The 16,061-nt window shown below is 59.4% G+C and carries 15 protein-coding genes and 1 other RNA gene; 10 read left to right on the top strand and 6 right to left on the bottom strand.

What is annotated here, in order from left to right; all coding sequences use genetic code 11:
* Window positions 1-218: 218 nt before the first annotated feature.
* Both A0251_RS12050 and ssrA read right to left on the bottom strand, forming a co-directional pair.
* Window positions 219-1,151 carry an HNH endonuclease gene (locus A0251_RS12050; protein WP_062817098.1) on the bottom strand — a complete coding sequence of 311 codons (933 nt, stop codon included), beginning with the start codon at window positions 1,149-1,151 and terminating at the stop codon, window positions 219-221.
* Between the two features lie 133 nt (window positions 1,152-1,284).
* Window positions 1,285-1,641: a transfer-messenger RNA gene (gene ssrA / locus A0251_RS12045) on the bottom strand.
* Window positions 1,642-2,039: 398 nt separating this feature from the next.
* On the opposite strand from ssrA, the gene A0251_RS12040 reads away from it, so the two are divergent.
* Complete coding sequence (locus A0251_RS12040) at window positions 2,040-2,324, top strand: hypothetical protein (RefSeq protein WP_062817097.1); 285 nt, start codon at window positions 2,040-2,042, stop codon at window positions 2,322-2,324.
* Window positions 2,325-2,387: 63 nt separating this feature from the next.
* On the opposite strand, the gene smpB is transcribed toward A0251_RS12040, so the two are convergent.
* Window positions 2,388-2,870, bottom strand: coding sequence for an SsrA-binding protein SmpB (gene smpB / locus A0251_RS12035; RefSeq protein WP_062817096.1), 483 nt, complete (start codon window positions 2,868-2,870; stop codon window positions 2,388-2,390).
* 141 nt (window positions 2,871-3,011) lie between these two features.
* On the opposite strand from smpB, the gene A0251_RS12030 reads away from it, so the two are divergent.
* Both A0251_RS12030 and A0251_RS12025 read left to right on the top strand, forming a co-directional pair.
* A complete protein-coding gene (locus tag A0251_RS12030; RefSeq protein WP_082810872.1) occupies window positions 3,012-4,550 on the top strand; it encodes a sodium-dependent transporter in 1,539 nt (512 codons plus the stop codon).
* On the top strand, window positions 4,550-4,849 hold the full coding sequence (locus A0251_RS12025; RefSeq protein WP_062817095.1) for an RnfH family protein: 300 nt from the start codon (window positions 4,550-4,552) through the stop codon (window positions 4,847-4,849). The genes A0251_RS12030 and A0251_RS12025 overlap by 1 nt, the downstream gene beginning before the upstream one ends.
* Window positions 4,850-4,858: 9 nt before the next feature.
* Here the strand turns inward: A0251_RS12025 and bamE are convergent, their stop codons facing one another.
* Entirely contained in the window at window positions 4,859-5,356 is a 498-nt protein-coding gene (gene bamE, locus A0251_RS12020; RefSeq protein WP_082810871.1) for an outer membrane protein assembly factor BamE, read from the bottom strand.
* Between the two features lie 175 nt (window positions 5,357-5,531).
* Between bamE and fur the strand changes: the two genes are divergently transcribed.
* On the top strand, window positions 5,532-5,933 hold the full coding sequence (gene fur, locus A0251_RS12015; RefSeq protein WP_062817094.1) for a ferric iron uptake transcriptional regulator: 402 nt from the start codon (window positions 5,532-5,534) through the stop codon (window positions 5,931-5,933).
* A 165-nt stretch (window positions 5,934-6,098) separates the two neighbouring features.
* Here fur and recN read toward each other — a convergent pair whose 3' ends face one another.
* Window positions 6,099-7,766, bottom strand: a complete 1,668-nt coding sequence (recN, locus tag A0251_RS12010; RefSeq protein WP_062817093.1) for a DNA repair protein RecN — start codon at window positions 7,764-7,766, stop codon at window positions 6,099-6,101.
* A gap of 34 nt (window positions 7,767-7,800) precedes the next feature.
* Window positions 7,801-8,319: an RDD family protein gene (locus A0251_RS12005; protein ID WP_062817092.1), complete on the bottom strand. Its 519-nt coding sequence runs from the start codon at window positions 8,317-8,319 to the stop codon at window positions 7,801-7,803.
* 141 nt (window positions 8,320-8,460) lie between these two features.
* Here A0251_RS12005 and hrcA point away from each other — a divergent pair, with 141 nt between their 5' ends.
* The 6 genes from hrcA (at window position 8,461) to dapB (ending at window position 15,864) form a co-directional block, all read left to right on the top strand.
* Window positions 8,461-9,510: a heat-inducible transcriptional repressor HrcA gene (gene hrcA / locus A0251_RS12000; RefSeq protein ID WP_062817091.1), complete on the top strand. Its 1,050-nt coding sequence runs from the start codon at window positions 8,461-8,463 to the stop codon at window positions 9,508-9,510.
* A 239-nt stretch (window positions 9,511-9,749) separates the two neighbouring features.
* Window positions 9,750-10,352 (top strand): nucleotide exchange factor GrpE, encoded by a 603-nt coding sequence (grpE, locus tag A0251_RS11995; protein ID WP_062817090.1) that lies wholly within the window; start codon window positions 9,750-9,752, stop codon window positions 10,350-10,352.
* A gap of 125 nt (window positions 10,353-10,477) precedes the next feature.
* Complete coding sequence (gene dnaK / locus A0251_RS11990; protein ID WP_062817089.1) at window positions 10,478-12,406, top strand: molecular chaperone DnaK; 1,929 nt, start codon at window positions 10,478-10,480, stop codon at window positions 12,404-12,406.
* A 119-nt stretch (window positions 12,407-12,525) separates the two neighbouring features.
* Window positions 12,526-13,653, top strand: coding sequence for a molecular chaperone DnaJ (dnaJ, locus tag A0251_RS11985; protein ID WP_062817088.1), 1,128 nt, complete (start codon window positions 12,526-12,528; stop codon window positions 13,651-13,653).
* A 152-nt stretch (window positions 13,654-13,805) separates the two neighbouring features.
* A complete protein-coding gene (locus A0251_RS11980) occupies window positions 13,806-14,966 on the top strand; it encodes a hypothetical protein (protein ID WP_231874227.1) in 1,161 nt (386 codons plus the stop codon).
* Window positions 14,967-15,036: 70 nt separating this feature from the next.
* Complete coding sequence (dapB, locus tag A0251_RS11975) at window positions 15,037-15,864, top strand: 4-hydroxy-tetrahydrodipicolinate reductase (protein ID WP_062817086.1); 828 nt, start codon at window positions 15,037-15,039, stop codon at window positions 15,862-15,864.
* Window positions 15,865-16,061 lie beyond the last annotated feature (197 nt).

Here is a 16,061-nt window from a genome sequence, read left to right as displayed (position 1 = left end):
CGGGTTGTGTCAGTCATTGGATGGGCAAGCGTTCACCGCCTGCTGCGCAAAGGGCAGAAACCGAAGTGCGCTCCAAAGCTGTCAGCCTGCCCGCTAGCTTAAGGCTGAGAGGTGCCGGAATTAAAGCGATTAATGTGATTTCGCCAGAGGAGGATGGGTTCTCTTTGGTAGGCAGTCTGGCCAGCTCCAGTGTGGAGGTTGTTCCTGGTTAGGGGAGGTTAGTTTTCCCTTAGAAAAGCTTCAAAGCGGGCAGCGAGAAAGTCCCTGTTTGGCTGTAGTTGTTCCTGCTCGGGGATGCTGAGATATTTTCCGTGGAGGTCTTTAATGCCGAGTTCCAGCAAAGGACCATCGCTGGAAGCCATGACCTCTTCACTAATATGAATTGTCAGGTCTCCATCAATACCGATGAGATATTTGTCGAAAGCGCTGTGGTGAAGTTTGCTAAGTGCAATCCCGTTTTGAATGCTGGCTTCACCGCGGTCATCAGCATCTGGGATTATGTGAGCGGCATCAAGAAGGTGCGTTGTTGGTAGTCCAGTCATTGCGCATTTGTTGCTATAAGCGGTCAGAACGGCTTGTCGAAATGATGACTGATGCAACCTTGTTCGGGTTTCTCTCACCGCATAGCGACGTTCAAAAGTAGTGGGTATGGAATAGTGTCCATCAACCAGGGGAGGGAGGTGGTTTTGTGGATCATTCAGGCCCACATAGATGTTGCAGTAAGAGTGTTGGCTTCCTAGGTCTTTTATTTCGTAAATAAAGCAGGGCCATAGTGCGGTATAGAATCCGGGAGAAATTCCGTGGAAATAAATAAATGGCTGCCCCAGCTCTTTTGATTGCCAGAGGTACCGATTGGGCCCTCTGTGAACATCCCCAGCTTGCAGAGCGTAGCGGTAGTAGTCATCTGAAGACTGATAGTCATTGTATATATTGATGCGTCCCGTTCTAGGTACCACTGTTTTGATGCTTAGTGCCCCATGCTTGATCTGTGAAGGTTTGAAGATACCGTTCGCACGGCTGGCAAAATGGATTTTCTGGCCCTGGTGCATAAAGCCAGCTTCGATGGCAGCCCAAGGAATAGCGTCATCATAAAATGCATTCAACTGTTCGATTCTAGTGAATGCTGCATTGAGGATGTCTAGATCCGACATGTGAATCCTGGCTGAGATGGCGAGCTGCCAGGTTGGTGGATGTTGGGGGAGGAGGCAAGGTTTTGTGTTTTGAGAGGGGCTAAGCGTGGCACAAAAAAGGCCACCCAATAGGGCGGCCCTTTTAATTGCTGTTTGGTGGAGCCGGCGGGAATCGAACCCGCGTCCGTCAGCAATCCATCTGCAGATCTACATGCTTAGCCATGTTTATTGATTTAAGCCTTCACAGCCCAACTGGCAGGACGTGAAAGCCGAGCCCCTAAAGGTTTTAACAGCGCCATCCGGGGCGGACTTTGCTGCGAGCCTGTGTTGCGATGCTCGCCGCTCTTCCCCACAGGCAGGGTCGATTGGCGATAAGCAGGGTTTAAGCTGCTAGTGCGTAAGAATCGTCGTTTGCGATTACTTTAGTGTGCCACAAATGTTTTACGAGACTCGTGACCTTCTCGGCATGCACCACAGAATTCAGTACCGGCGTCGAATCCAGGTCGGCCCCTGTGATGGACTCATTGTAGGTGATGGGGGCAGGGAAGTCGATTAACAAGTGGGGGAGGAGCCGTTCCGGATCGGCCATGCTGTGGGGGTAAACGGCATGAATAAGGTTCGAAATGTAATCAGATTGTGAAAAGTGTTACCCGAATACACATCTCTTGTCTGACAATCAGACCCGGAATGCTTGTTTTGTCATTTTTCAGGCGCACTATACGAGTGTCACCGCGGCATTGTGTCATTGTCCGATGGTGAGGTTGAGCAAGCGATGCTCAGGTAGCCATAAGCCACCATGAAACATCCTGCTCAAAATTGTGTACCACACAATGGCTTTACAGCGAGCCTTGAAATAGACGTTATATGAAGGCCGCTGATCAAAGCATTGTCGTTCATTAAAGGAGAAAGATGATGAACACGATCTTTCGGTCAGCAGGGCAAGTTTCCGAGAAGGCACTGTCGCCTTTGAAGGCTCAGCCGCTGCTCTACAGAGCGTTGCAACTGGTATTCGCGCTGGCTGCGTATGCTGGCGGTGTGTACCTGGTGGAAATGGCGACGCCGGAAGCCCGTCTTCCGGTTGTACTGTTCGCCGTTTACTTCCTGCCTGCGGTGCTCCGCGCCTGGCTGCAGTTTTACTGGCAGCTGCGCGGCGACAGCCGGGCTCAGGGTGTAAACCCCCACCAGTCGGTGTAACGCCGTAACCGGTACAGTCTGAAGACAGTGTCAAGCGTGCAGGGGGCGGCCCGATAACCCGGGTCAGCCACCCTGCCGCATCAGACGCTGCTTCTGACGGTTCCAGTCGCGCTCCTTTTCGGTGGCGCGCTTGTCAAACTTCTGCTTACCCTTGGCCAGTGCGATATCGCACTTGGCGAACCCTTTTTTCCAATACAGGCTCACCGGTACGCAGGTGTAGCCCTCTTTCTGTACGCCACCAAAGATGCGCCCCAGTTCGCGACGGTGCAGCAGCAGCTTGCGGCTGCGTACCGGATCCGGATTGACGTGGGTGCTGGCGGTGATCAGGGGCTCGAAGCGGGCGCCGAACAGGAAGGCTTCTCCATCCTTTAACAGCACATAGGCTTCGGTCAGGTTGCCTTTACCGGCACGCAGTGACTTCACCTCCCAGCCTTCCAGAACCAGGCCGGCTTCGAAGTGCTCTTCCAGATGATATTCGTGGCGTGCCTTGCGGTTTTGCGCAATGGTGGCCGACGGCGCTTTGGCTTTTTTCTTGGCGTTTCCCATAGGCGGGCGATTATAGAGCATGCGTTTGGCGGCTGACAGGGCTTTGTCTGTCTGAGCGGGTGAGAGTTGTGACAGCCCCTTACTTGAGCCGCCCAGTTAAAAAAAAGACAATAGCGCCACGCTATCGAGGGTAATCCTGTTATGAAGCAAGAGATCAAGCCGGTCCATGGCATGTGGGCCAGCCGTTGGGTGTTTATTCTGGCGGCGACCGGGTCGGCCGTGGGCCTGGGAAATATCTGGCGTTTCCCGTATATCACCGGCGAGAACGGCGGTGGTGCCTTTGTGTTGCTCTACCTGCTTTGTATTGCGGTGGTGGGGATTCCCATCATGGCGGCAGAGGTAATGCTGGGTCGCAAGGGCGGGCTGAGCCCGATCAACTCCATGCGCAAGGTGGCAGCGGACAGCAAGGTAAGTCAGCGCTGGGCCGGCATTGGCTACCTGGGTGCGCTGTCGGCGTTTCTGATCCTGTCATTCTATTCCGCGGTGGCGAGCTGGGCGCTGTATTACGCCTGGGAAGCCGCGCGGGGTGTGTTTGAAGGCATTACCGCCACCCAGTCGGAAGCCCATTTCAACGATATGCTGGCCAACCCGGGTTTGTTGTTGGGTTACCACACGCTCTTTATGGTGCTGACCATGGTGGTGGTGGCCCGGGGGGTGAAAGGCGGGCTGGAAAAGGCGGTGCAGATTCTCATGCCGCTGCTGTTCGTGCTGCTGGTGGTGCTGGTGGGGTACGCAGCCACCACCCCGGGGTTCAACGAAGGGGTGAGCTTCCTGTTCGCCTTTGATTTTTCCAAGCTCACCGGGCAGGCGATCATCGTGGCCGTGGGACAGGCCTTCTTTACCCTGAGTCTGGGTATGGGCGCGATCATGGCCTACGGGGCCTATATGCCCAAGGCGGTGAAGGACAAGAAGACCGGTCGCAGCAAACCCGTGTCGATCATGTCCACGGTGGCGATCATTGCCCTGCTGGATACGCTTGTGGCGCTGGGTGCTGGTGTGGCCATGTTCCCCCTGTTGTTCTCAAGCGGGCTGGAAGTGAGTCAGGGCCCGGGGATGATGTTTGTGACCCTGCCGCTGGCCTTCGGTCAGATGCCGGGCGGTCTGCTGTTCGGTTCCCTGTTCTTTGTGCTGGTGGTGTGTGCCGCCTGGAGCTCGTCCATCAGTCTTGGTGAGCCGGTGGTGGCCTGGCTGGTGGAGCGCGGGCTGAAGCGGTCAATGGCTGCGCTGGTTGTGGGCCTGGGAGCCTGGCTGCTGGGTGTGGGATCGGTGTTGTCCTTCAATGTCTGGAAAGACCATACCTTCCTGGTGGGCACCTTCTTCGACAATATGGAGTTCCTGTCCACCACGGTGATGCTACCGCTGGGTGGGCTGCTGATCGCCATCTTTGCCGGCTGGGTGATGAAGGAGACCCAGGCGCGCAAGGAGCTGGCCATGCAGAACTTCAAGCTGTATCTGGTATGGCGGGCACTGGTACGGATTTTCTCTCCGGCAGCGGTTGTGGTGCTGTTTGTCTATTCCATCTGGGCGACCTTTGCGCCGGAGGAAGAGGCCCGGGCCGAAGAGCCTCCGGCTCAGGAGCAGACGGAGGCGGCCACTGGGGACGCGCCGGCACAGGCCTCTGCTGCGTCTTTGCCGGAAGAGGGTGGCACCGACGTGCCCGTGGAGCAGGAGTCTCCCTGATGGCGGACGATGCGCGAATTCATGTGGAAGTGGCTTATGCCCTGCCGGACAAGCAGCGTCTGATTGGCCTGGATGTGCCGGAGGGTACCACCATGCTGGAAGCGGCCAAGCTGTCCGGTATTGAGGAGCAGTTCGAGGGGCTGGTACTGGACAAGGCGCCCATGGGGATTTTTGGCAAGGTGGTGGCCAATCCGGCTGGGCAGGTGCTCAAACCCGGTGAGCGGGTGGAGATTTACCGCCCGCTGCAGGCGGATCCGAAGCTGAATCGCAAGAAGCGGGCGGCGGAAAAGGCCCGTTGATCCAGGCTGTCAGGCTGCAGGCTGGCCCGGGTCGCTGGGTTCCTGGGGTTGGGTTTCCGGATCCGGGGCCTGTTGCTGGGTGGCAGGGGCCGGCTCCGGGGTGACGTCTTCCCGCTTGCGCTCTTCCAGTTTGCGCTGCAACTCCCGGTCCTGTTGCGAGCTGGTTTTCTTGCGGAAGTCGTCGATGACTTCGCCTTCGTGCCGGCTATAACTGCCGTTTTCGAAGTGCAACACAATCTGCTGACTCACGTTGTCGCCCTTGCCGGGGCGGTAGGTCATCAGATAAAACCATTTGTCAGGCGTGAAAGGGTCTACCAGGGTTGGGGCGCCCAGCACAAAGCGCACCTGCTCCGGGCTCATGCCAGGCTGCAACTCGCCGAGCATTTCCTCGGTGACAAAGTTACCCTGCGGGATATCGATCCGGTAGACACCGGGAAAGCGCAGGCTGCTGCAGCCAGTGACGGTCAGCAGGGTTGTCAGAATGAGGGCAACTGGAATTCGTGGCATGGTTTTTCGACTTCACTAAGTGTTCGGGCGATAATACAGACTTGCAGTAGCGGTACAAGTTTCCCGCTTTTTTTCATCGCCCTGGATCTGGGGCGGCCCGGACTTGGGTCCGGCGCCGCGGTAAAGTGACGGATTCAGGGGCATCGCCACCTTTTGGCATATTGGAGCATACGCATTGGATAATCAGGATCTCAGAAAAGCGGGCCTTAAAGTGACCCTGCCGCGGGTGAAAATCCTGCAGCAACTGGAGAAGTCCGAAGAGCGCCACCTGAGCGCGGAAGACATCTACAAGTCGCTGATGGACGCCGGCGAGGATGTGGGACTGGCCACCGTCTACCGGGTACTGACCCAGTTCGAGCAGGCGGGCATGGTGCTGCGCCACAACTTCGAGGGCGGCTCCGCCGTGTTCGAGTTGGCGGACGAAGACCACCACGACCACATGGTGTGCATGGAAACCGGTCAGGTGATCGAGTTCATGGATGAGGTGATCGAGAAGCGCCAGCACGCCATTGCCGAGGAACACGGCTACGAAATCATGGACCACTCGCTGGTACTGTACGTCAAGCCGAAGAAGTGATCCCGCGCCCAGGCCCAGGTGGCCTGGGTAGGGTGGATTAGCCGCAGGCGTCATCCACCCTACGTGGTGCGCCGACGTTTGTGCGCTGCCTGGGCGCTGCCGGTTATCCGACCCTCTGCCCGCGCGCCGCTGTTAACGATTCACTATTAACTGTTCACTGCCTTTCTAGGCTGCCTGGGCCTTGCTCAGCATCTCTTTGGCGTGGTTGCGGGTGGATTCGGTGATTTCCACGCCGCCCAGCATGCGCGCCAGCTCTTCGATTCTCGCGTTGTCGTCCAGTCCCTGGATACGGGTGTGGGTGGTGTCGTCACCCTGAATCTTGTGCACCTGCCAGTGCTGGTGGCCCTGGCTGGCTACCTGGGGCTGGTGAGTGATGCACAGTACCTGGGCGTGGCCGCCCAGCTCGCGCAGCAGGCGGCCGACGATCTCGGCCACGCCGCCGCCCACGCCCACATCCACCTCATCGAACACCAGGCTCGGCACGGTCAGGTTGCGGGCGCAGATCACCTGGATGGCCAGGCTTACCCGTGACAGTTCCCCGCCGGAGGCCACCTTGCCAAGCGGTTTCAGGGGTTGGCCGGGGTTGGCAGAGAACAGGAACTCCACCTCTTCCAGGCCATCGGCGCCAGGGGCGCATTCGCCCAGCTGGGCGTCCAGTTTGGCCGCTTTCATGCCCAGGGCGGTGAGCTGTTTCTGGACCTGCTGGGTAAGAGTCTGGGCGGCGGTGCGGCGGGCCTTGCTGAGCTTGCGGGCGCTGTCCATGTACTGCTGCTGGGCCGCAGCCTCCTGCTCAGACAGGGCATGCAGATGCGCGTCCACATTGCCCAGGGCGTCGGATTCCGCCAGCAGTTGGCGATGGTGTTCCACCAGCTCTTCCGGACGGATGCGGTGCTTGCGTGCCAGGGTATAGCTCTGGCTCAGCCGTTCTTCCACCTGGGCCAGGCGTTCCGGATCCAGGTCCAGCCGTTCCAGATAATGCCGCAGGTCGTCGGCGGCGGCCTCCACCTGCAGGCGGGCAGACTCCACGGTGTCGGCGATGGTGGCCAGGCCTTCATCCTGATTGCGGGCCTCGTCCAGCCAGTGGCTGACCTGGCTCAGATGGTCGTTGCAGGTGCCGTCCTCGCCCTCATAAAGCGCGTTCAGGGACTGCTGGCAAGTACGAATCAGACTTTCCGCATTGCCAAGCCGTTGTTGTTCCTGTTCCAGCTGCTCCAGTTCGCCTTCCTGCAGGGCCAGACTATCCAGCTCTTCCAGCTGGAAGCGCAGCAGCTCCTCCTTTTCGTTCTGCTCGCGGGCCTGATTCAGGGCGTCGTCGTGGGCGCGGCGAGCTTTTTGCCAGGTGCGCCAGTGATCGCGGACGGTGTTGGCCAGCTCCCGGGCCTCGGCGAAGTTGTCGAGAAGCTGCCGGTGAGCGTCCTTTTTCATCAGTGCCTGGTGCTCGTGCTGGCTGTGGATGCTGATCAGCCGTTCGCCGAGCTCACGCACTTCCGCCAGGGGGGTGGGGGTGCCATTCACGTAGGCCCGTGAGCGTCCATCGGCACGCACGGTGCGGCGCAGCAGACACTGGTTATCATCGTCCAGCTCCCGGTCGGCCAGCCATTGGCGAGCGGCCGGGTTGTCGCTGAGATCAAAGGTGGCGAGCACTTCCGCCCGGTCATGGCCGTGACGGACAATGCTGGAGTCGGCCCGGTCGCCGAGGGTCAGGCCCAGGGCATCAATGATTACCGATTTGCCCGCCCCGGTTTCCCCGCTGATCACGGTGAGACCGTTTTCCGGCTCCAGCTCCAACTGGTCCACGGTGGCAAAGTGACGAACGCTCAAATGGGTCAGCATGGTATCTCTCCGAAACGGGCAGACAGTGTAGCGACTAGCGGTTGGCCGGGGCCTGTATCACCTGGGTGCCGGCCAGTAAGTCATGCAGGCAGCGGCGATCACCGCGGAAGATCATTAGCGGGTCAATCAGCATGATCAGATTGACGCCGGGCACCTGAGCCAGCACGTGAAACAGCAGGTAGCGCAGGCCATACAGTTTACCGACAGGCACCGCGTTCTGCTCCATGCCGACGATTTTCATGCCCAGCAGCCATTTGCCGATAGTCTGCTGGCGATTGAACAGCAGCCAGCCCTGCACGGCCAGGAAGATCACTTCGCCGACGATAAACCAGACCAGGGTGGTGGTCAGATCGAGCACGCCGCTATTGGCCATCATGTCGGCCCAGGCGCCGGAAAAAAACACGATGGGGGCAATAATGGCAAGCTGGACCAGGCCATCAATGAGGGCGCCGAAAAATCGGTGCCAGCGGCTGGCTAGCACCGCATTGTCCGCCGACGGGTGAGGTGGCGCTTCGGCGGCGGGGCTCTGGTAGGGGTTGTTGCTGTCGGTCATGGTGACATCCTTGTGGTGACAACTGTTCGTTTGGTCAGTGTTTCTAATAGTAGGGGATTCCGGGCGTGAGTGTAAGTCCCGCTCAACTCCTGACGATAACCCTATATAATGTCGTCCTGATTTTCTGTTACATATACCGCTATGACGAAGCTGGATCTCAACGAACGCAAACAACGACTGCTAATGGCGCTGGTGGAGCGCCATATCCGCGATGGGCAGCCGGTGGGTTCCAAAACGCTGGCAGCAGGTAGCGGACTGACGGTGAGCCCGGCAACTGTCCGTAACATCATGGCGGAACTGGAGGATCTGGGCGTACTGGCCAGCCCTCACACCTCTGCCGGTCGTGTCCCTACGGAACTGGGCTACCGGCTGTATGTGGATTCCTTGCTGGCCTCCAGTGTCATGGAGCGCCCGGATCACAAGTCCCTGAAAAAGGAGCTGCGCCAGCTGCTGGCCCCGGAGCAATCCCCCCAGGAGCTGATTGCCCAGGCGTCACGGACCCTGGCGGAGCTGACCCGCATGGCCGGGTTGGTGGCGGTGCCGCGCCGGGAGGTGACAACCCTTCGGCAGGTGGAATTCTTGCCGTTATCGGGCAAGCGGGTGCTGGTGGTGCTGGTGGTCAACCGCTCCGAGGTGCAGAACCGCATCATTCATACCGATCGGGACTACGACGAAGCAGAATTGCGCCAGGCCGCCAACTATATCAATCACACCTATGGCGGCTGCGATCTGAACAGCATCTGCGATGGCCTGCTGAACACCATGAACGCGGACCGGGCGCAGATGGATGTGTTGATGCGTACTGCCATGGAGGTGGCCGACAAGGCCCTGCGCAGTGAGCCGGAGAGTTCGGATTATGTGGTCTCCGGCGAATCCAACCTGCTCAAGTCCGCAGAAGCGGACAATCTGCATCAATTGCGGGACCTGTTCGACGCCTTTAATCACAAGCGCGATATCCTGCATCTGCTGGAGCGCTCCATGAAGGCGGACGGGGTGCAGATTTTCATCGGCCGGGAATCCGGCTTCCAGCCGTTCGAGGATTACTCGCTGATCTCGGCTCCCTACAAGGCAGATAACGGGCCCGTGGGCGTCCTCGCCGTGGTCGGCCCCACGCGGATGGATTACGAAAAGGTCATCCCCACCGTGGATATCACCGCCAAAATCCTCTCGGCGGCGCTGACCCAGCTTTAGGAGCCAGCCTGCTGGCTCCCACGGATTATTTGCGATTTAAGCAGTTCGCCAGCTTATTCTCCCGAGCGTTTGTGCGCGGCCATCAGCGCTTCAGAGTCACCCTCTGTCATCCCGCGCCGCTGTTAACTATTCGCTATTAACGGTTAACTGCCTTTCCTGCCCCCTTGAATCCCGCCCGTTTGTTCCCATATCTTTGCCCGCTTTCCTGGAAAAGCCCGGATTGGGATGTGGAGTTAACAATGAGTGAGCAGGAAAAAGACCCGAAAAACGCCGAGCCGCAGGTAGAGACTGCCGAAGAGCAGCAGGCGGCCCAGGCTGAGGCTGCCAATGCGGAAGCCGAGGCCCCTGCGCCTGAGCAGCCCTCGGCTGAAGAACAGCTGGCTGAAGTGGAAGCTGAGCTGGCCAAGGTGAAAAAAGCCCTGGGTGAGGCGGATATCCGTGCCCAGGCGGAAATCCAGAATGTGCGCAAGCGCGCCGAGCGGGATGTGCAGCACGCCCACAAGTTCGCCCTGGAGAAATTTGCCGGCGATCTGCTGAGCGTGGCGGACAACCTGGAGCGTGGCCTGGCTGCCCTGGATGCCAACGATGATGCCTTGCAAGGCGCCCGTGAAGGTATCGAGCTGACCCTCAAGTCCCTGCTGGATGCCTTTGCCAAGTACAACCTGGAGCAGATCAGTCCGTCGGACGAGCCTTTCAATCCCGAGTTGCACGAGGCCATGACCATGGTGCCGGTGCCCAATGTGGAGCCCAATACCGTGATTGAGGTGCTGGAAAAAGGCTATCAGCTGAATGGTCGCCTGATCCGTCCGGCCAGGGTGGTGGTCAGCAAGGCTGCCGAGTAAGCAAAAAGGCACTCTGGCCCCTTGAAACGGCATGAAGCACCGCCATATAGAGGCCAGACGAGTTGACAATTCAACTGCCCGGTTTGCCGTCAGGGAACCGGCTGGTGTGAAGGAGAAAGAGAGACATGGGTAAGATTATCGGTATTGACCTGGGTACGACCAACAGCTGTGTGGCCGTACTGGAAGGGGATAAAGCCAAGGTTATTGAAAACGCTGAAGGCGCGCGTACCACGCCGTCCATCATCGCCTACACCGACGACAAGGAAACCCTGGTCGGTCAGTCTGCCAAGCGTCAGGCGGTGACCAACCCGGAAAATACCCTGTACGCGGTGAAGCGTCTGATCGGCCGTCGCTTTGAAGACAGCGTCGTTCAGAAAGACATCAAAATGGTCCCCTACAAGATCACCAAGGCCGACAATGGCGACGCCTGGGTGGAAGTGAAGGGCGAGAAAATGGCGCCGCCGCAGATTTCTGCGCAGGTGCTGAAGAAAATGAAGAAGACCGCGGAAGACTATCTGGGTGAGGCCGTTACCGAGGCCGTCATCACCGTGCCCGCGTACTTCAACGATTCCCAGCGTCAGGCCACCAAGGATGCCGGTCGCATCGCCGGCCTGGACGTGAAGCGTATTATCAACGAGCCCACCGCGGCTGCCCTGGCCTATGGCCTGGACAAGAAAGGCGGCGATCGCACCATCGCGGTCTACGACCTGGGTGGGGGTACCTTCGATATTTCCATCATCGAGATTGCCGAAGTGGACGGCGAGCACCAGTTTGAAGTGCTGGCCACCAACGGTGACACCTTCCTGGGTGGTGAGGATTTCGACCTGGCGCTGATCAACTTCCTGGCGGATCAGTTCAAGGCAGATTCCGGTATCGACCTGGGCGGTGATCCGCTGGCCATGCAGCGTCTGAAGGAAGCGGCCGAGAAAGCCAAGATCGAGCTGTCCTCCGCCGAGCAGACCGAAGTGAACCTGCCGTATATCACCGCAGACAGCACTGGTCCCAAGCACCTGGTGGTGAAAGTGACCCGTGCCAAGCTGGAATCCCTGGTGGGTGATCTGGTGAGCCGTTCTCTGGAACCGTGCAAGACGGCACTGACTGATGCGGGCGTGAAAACTGCCGATATTACCGACGTGATTCTGGTGGGTGGTCAGACCCGTATGCCGCTGGTGCAGAAGAAAGTGACCGAGTTCTTCGGCAAAGAGCCGCGCAAGGACGTGAATCCGGATGAAGCCGTTGCCATGGGCGCTGCCATTCAGGGTGCGGTACTGAGCGGTGATGTCACCGACGTGCTGCTGCTGGACGTGACCCCGCTGACCCTGGGTATCGAAACCATGGGCGGTGTGATGACGCCGCTGATCGAGAAGAACACCACCATCCCGACCAATGCGTCCCAGGTGTTCTCCACTGCGGATGACAACCAGACCGCTGTGACCGTGCATGTGCTGCAGGGTGAGCGTAAGCAGGCGGCACAGAACAAGTCGCTGGGCCAGTTCAACCTGGAAGACATTCCGCCGGCACCGCGCGGCATGCCGCAGATCGAAGTGACCTTCGACATCGACGCCAACGGTATTCTGCACGTGGGCGCGAAAGACAAGGCCACCGGCAAAGAGCAGTCCATCCAGATCAAGGCCTCCTCCGGTCTGACCGATGAGGAAATCGATCAAATGGTGAAGGACGCCGAAGCCCACGCGGACGAAGACAAGAAGTTCGAAGAGCTGGTGCAGACCCGCAACCAGGCGGACCACTTGGTGCACGCCACCAAGAAGACCCTGGAAGAGGCCGGTGACAAGGCCACCGACGAAGAGAAGGAAGCCATCACCAAGGCCGCTGACGAGCTGGAAGCCGCCGCTAAAGGCAGCGACAAGGATGACATCGAAGCCAAGATCAAGGCGCTGTCCGAGGTCTCTGCGCCGCTGGCCGAGAAGCTGTACGCCGAACAGGCGCAGCAGGCCGAGGGTGCTGCCGATGCGGGAGCCGGTCAGCAGAAAGCGTCCGGTGATGACGTGGTCGACGCCGAGTTTGAAGAAGTGGACGACGACAAGAAGAAGTAAGCCGTCGGACATCCCGGTGCCGCGCCCAGGCGCGGTAGCCGGGAGATCCGCGCAACTTCTTTATTGCCGGCGACCTGCCGGCGTTTTTGTGTGACGGGACTGATTCAAAAAGGCCCACTATGTCCAAGCGTGATTATTATGAAGTGCTGGGGGCGTCCAAGGATGCCAGTCAGCAGGATTTGAAAAAGGCCTATCGACGTCTGGCCATGAAGTACCATCCGGACCGTAACCCGGATGATCAGGAGGCGTTGGCCAAGTTCAAGGAAGCCAAGGAAGCCTACGAGGTGCTCGCCGATGAGCAGAAGCGGGCAGCCTATGACCAGTTCGGCCATGCCGGTGTGGATGGCCAGGCCGGTGCTGGCGGAGCCGGCGGCTTCGGCGGTGGTGGCTTTGGTGACATCTTCGGCGATATTTTCGGCGACATCTTCGGTGGCGGCGGCGGTGGTCGTCGTGGCCCGGCTCGGGGTGCGGATCTGCGTTATACCCTGGAGCTCACCCTGGAACAGGCTGTGCGCGGCTGCGAAGAGAAAATTCGCATCCCCACCTGGGATAGCTGCGAGGTCTGTCACGGCAGTGGTGCGAAAGAGGGGTCCCAGCCAGTTACCTGTAACACCTGTGGTGGCATGGGCCAGGTGCGCATGCAGCAGGGTTTCTTTACCGTGCAGCAGACCTGCCCAACCTGTAAGGGTGAGGGGCAGATCATCAAGGACCCCTGCACTAATTGTGGTGGCCAGGGCCGGGTGCAGAACACCAAGACCCTGTCGGTGAAAATCCCTGCCGGTGTGGACACCGGTGACCGGATCCGTCTGGCGGGGGAAGGCGAAGCGGGTATGCACGGTGCTCCGGCTGGCGATCTGTATGTTCAGGTGGCTGTGCGCGAGCACGATATCTTCCAGCGCGATGGGGCCAACCTGTTCTGCGAAGTGCCTATCAGTTTTGTCGATGCCACCCTGGGGGGCGAGCTCGATGTGCCCACCCTGAATGGCAAGGTGAAACTGAAAGTCCCGGCGGAAACCCAGAGTGGCAAGCTGTTCCGTTTGCGCGGCAAGGGGGTGACTCCGGTGCGCGGCGGTGGCCCGGGGGATCTGCTCTGCAAGGTAGTAATCGAAACACCGGTGAAACTGTCCGGTGAGCAGAAAGACCTGTTGCGCAAATTCCAGGAATCCCTGGAAAGCGGGGGCAATCGCCATAACCCGCGCAAGAGCAGCTGGTTCGAAGGGGTGAAGCGTTTCTTCGACGCCAAATAATCCTTTCTCCCAGCCTGATAAAAAAGCCCGGTGCCCCAAGCCCGGGCTTTTTTTGTGGTGATCAGGCAATAGTCTGAAATTTGACCGCTTTCGTTGCCGCTTTATCCTTCCCTGCGATATTGTGCATAAAAACAACAATAACAGAGGTAATCATGGCTGCGCGGCGACTGGCAGGGATGCTGGGGACTATGTTGTGTTGTCTTCCCCTTTCTTTATATTCGGCGCCTGTGGATCAGGCTCACCAGCGTGCACGGGCTACCTTTGCCCAGAAGGCGCCGCTGGCGCTGGATGACCAGGTGCTGGATGCGCCCTGGGTGTCGGCGCCCTTCGAGGCTTCCGCGTACACCTACACCTTCGATGAAATTCGTCAACACTGGTCCACCTTTATGCGGGGCCTGCGCATCCCGTTCCCGTCGCCGGACTACTTGAAGGCACGTTATCAGCGGTTCCCTTCCCTCTATCGGGACCTGCGTTACCAGGATGACAACTGGGAGCAGCACAGCCGCAATGTGCTTGAGGTCTGGCAGGCCTTTTTCCGGGGCGACTTCCGCCATGCCCGCGAGCTCGGCAAACGCTATGGCGGGTATGCCCGGGTGCCGGGGCTGGTGGCGCAGATTATCTATGCCACCTACCTGGCGCCGAGCCACACCGAGAAACAGCAGCTGCTCCAGGAGGCCATTGATCAGATGGCCTGGTTTGGTGAGCAGGTGGCGATCCTGCCAGGGGAAGAGTCCCTGACAGCGGATTACTGCATGCTGCGTCTGGGGTTTGGTTATGCGGTGGCGCGGCTGGCGGAGGATGAGTCGGTGCCGGCCACATTGCAGCGTAATTACGCGGCCATGGTGATCAATGCAGCCACCGAGATTCTGGCAGTGGAGCCGTCCCATCCGTTGGCGCTGTCGCTGAGCGCCGCCTTTGAGGCCAATGTGCTGCGCCGGGTGGGCAAAGCGGCGGGCAGGCTGACACTGGCGGCGGATAGCGAGGATGCCACGCAGCCTTTTGAGTTGTCGCTGGCGGCAGTGCCGGATCTGGCGATTGTGCGGTATGAGTATGCCAACAGCCTGCTTTATACCTACCAGGATGAGGCCGCGGGGCGGGCGTTGGCACAATTACAGAAGGCCGCCGATTTGCCGGCACGGTTTTCCATGGAGTGGCTGGATCGGGCCTATGCCCGCAAGCGCTTGCAGGAGGTGCAGGCCTGGCGTGACAGCGGTATGAGTTTCCGGCGTTTTGACCGCAAGCGGCGCAAGTTCATGCGCAAGGAGAACATCAATCTCTACGCGGTGACCCGCCCGCCCTTTCTGGTAGACTAGCGGCCTTCAGTCGTTTTGCTGTGGCCGGGCTCGAAGGAGTCTGCCGCAGTGCAATTTCCAAGGAAGTAGCATGAAAGTAGGCATTATCGGTGCGGCCGGTCGCATGGGCCGGATTCTGATTGAGGCCACTCTGGCCAACCCGGATACCACGCTGGCAGCGGCGGTGGATGTGCCCGGTTCCAGTCTGATCGGCGCCGATGCCGGTGAGCTGGTGGGGCAGGAAGCCAGCGGCGTGCGGCTGGCGGATGACCTGAACAAGGTGGTCAGGGATGCCGATGTGTTTATTGACTTTACCGTGCCGGAAGCCACTGCCCGCAATGTGGAAATCTGCCGCGCGGCGGGCACCAAGCTGGTGATCGGGACGACCGGGCTGGATGAAAACCAGAAGGCTGCCCTGCGGACCGCCAGTGAAGAGATCGCCATCTGCTTCGCGCCCAACTACTCCATTGGTGTAAATCTGTGCTTCAAGCTGCTGGAAACCGCCGCCCGGGTGATGGCGGAAGAGGCCGACATTGAGGTGATTGAGGCCCATCACCGCCACAAGATCGACGCTCCCTCCGGTACGGCGCTGCGTATGGGAGAGGTGGTGGCCCAGACCCTGGGACGTGACCTGAACGAATGCGCCGTCTATGGGCGTGAAGGTCGTACCGGTGAGCGCGATCGTCAGACCATCGGTTTCGAGACCATTCGTGCCGGGGACATTGTTGGCGATCACACCGTCATGTTCGCCGCAGACGGCGAGCGGGTGGAAATCACCCACAAGGCCTCCAGTCGCATGGCCTTTGGCCGCGGGGCGGTCCGGGCCGCAGCCTGGTTGGCCAGCCACGACAAGGGATTGTTCGACATGCAGGATGTGCTTGGTCTGGCGGGTGAAAGCGCCGGTTGGGGCAAGGCCTGAGAAAGCCCCGGGGCTGCCAGCGGTCGGTTGCGCCCGGCAAAGGGTGACATTTGCCGGCTGAGCCCCTAAAATAGCGCGCAGCCCGTGATGGGCGTGCGGGGCACTGATGACGAATTTCATGAAAAAGCGAGGTGGAGCAATCCATCTCGCTTTTTTGCGAATGTGCCCTGCCGCATATCTCCCTATATTCTTACCAG

This window comes from Alcanivorax sp. NBRC 102024, assembly GCF_001602235.1.
Lineage (GTDB): Bacteria > Pseudomonadota > Gammaproteobacteria > Pseudomonadales > Alcanivoracaceae > Alcanivorax.
The sequence above is the reverse complement of the archived record's forward strand: the minus strand, read 5'-3'. Positions and strand labels throughout refer to the sequence as shown.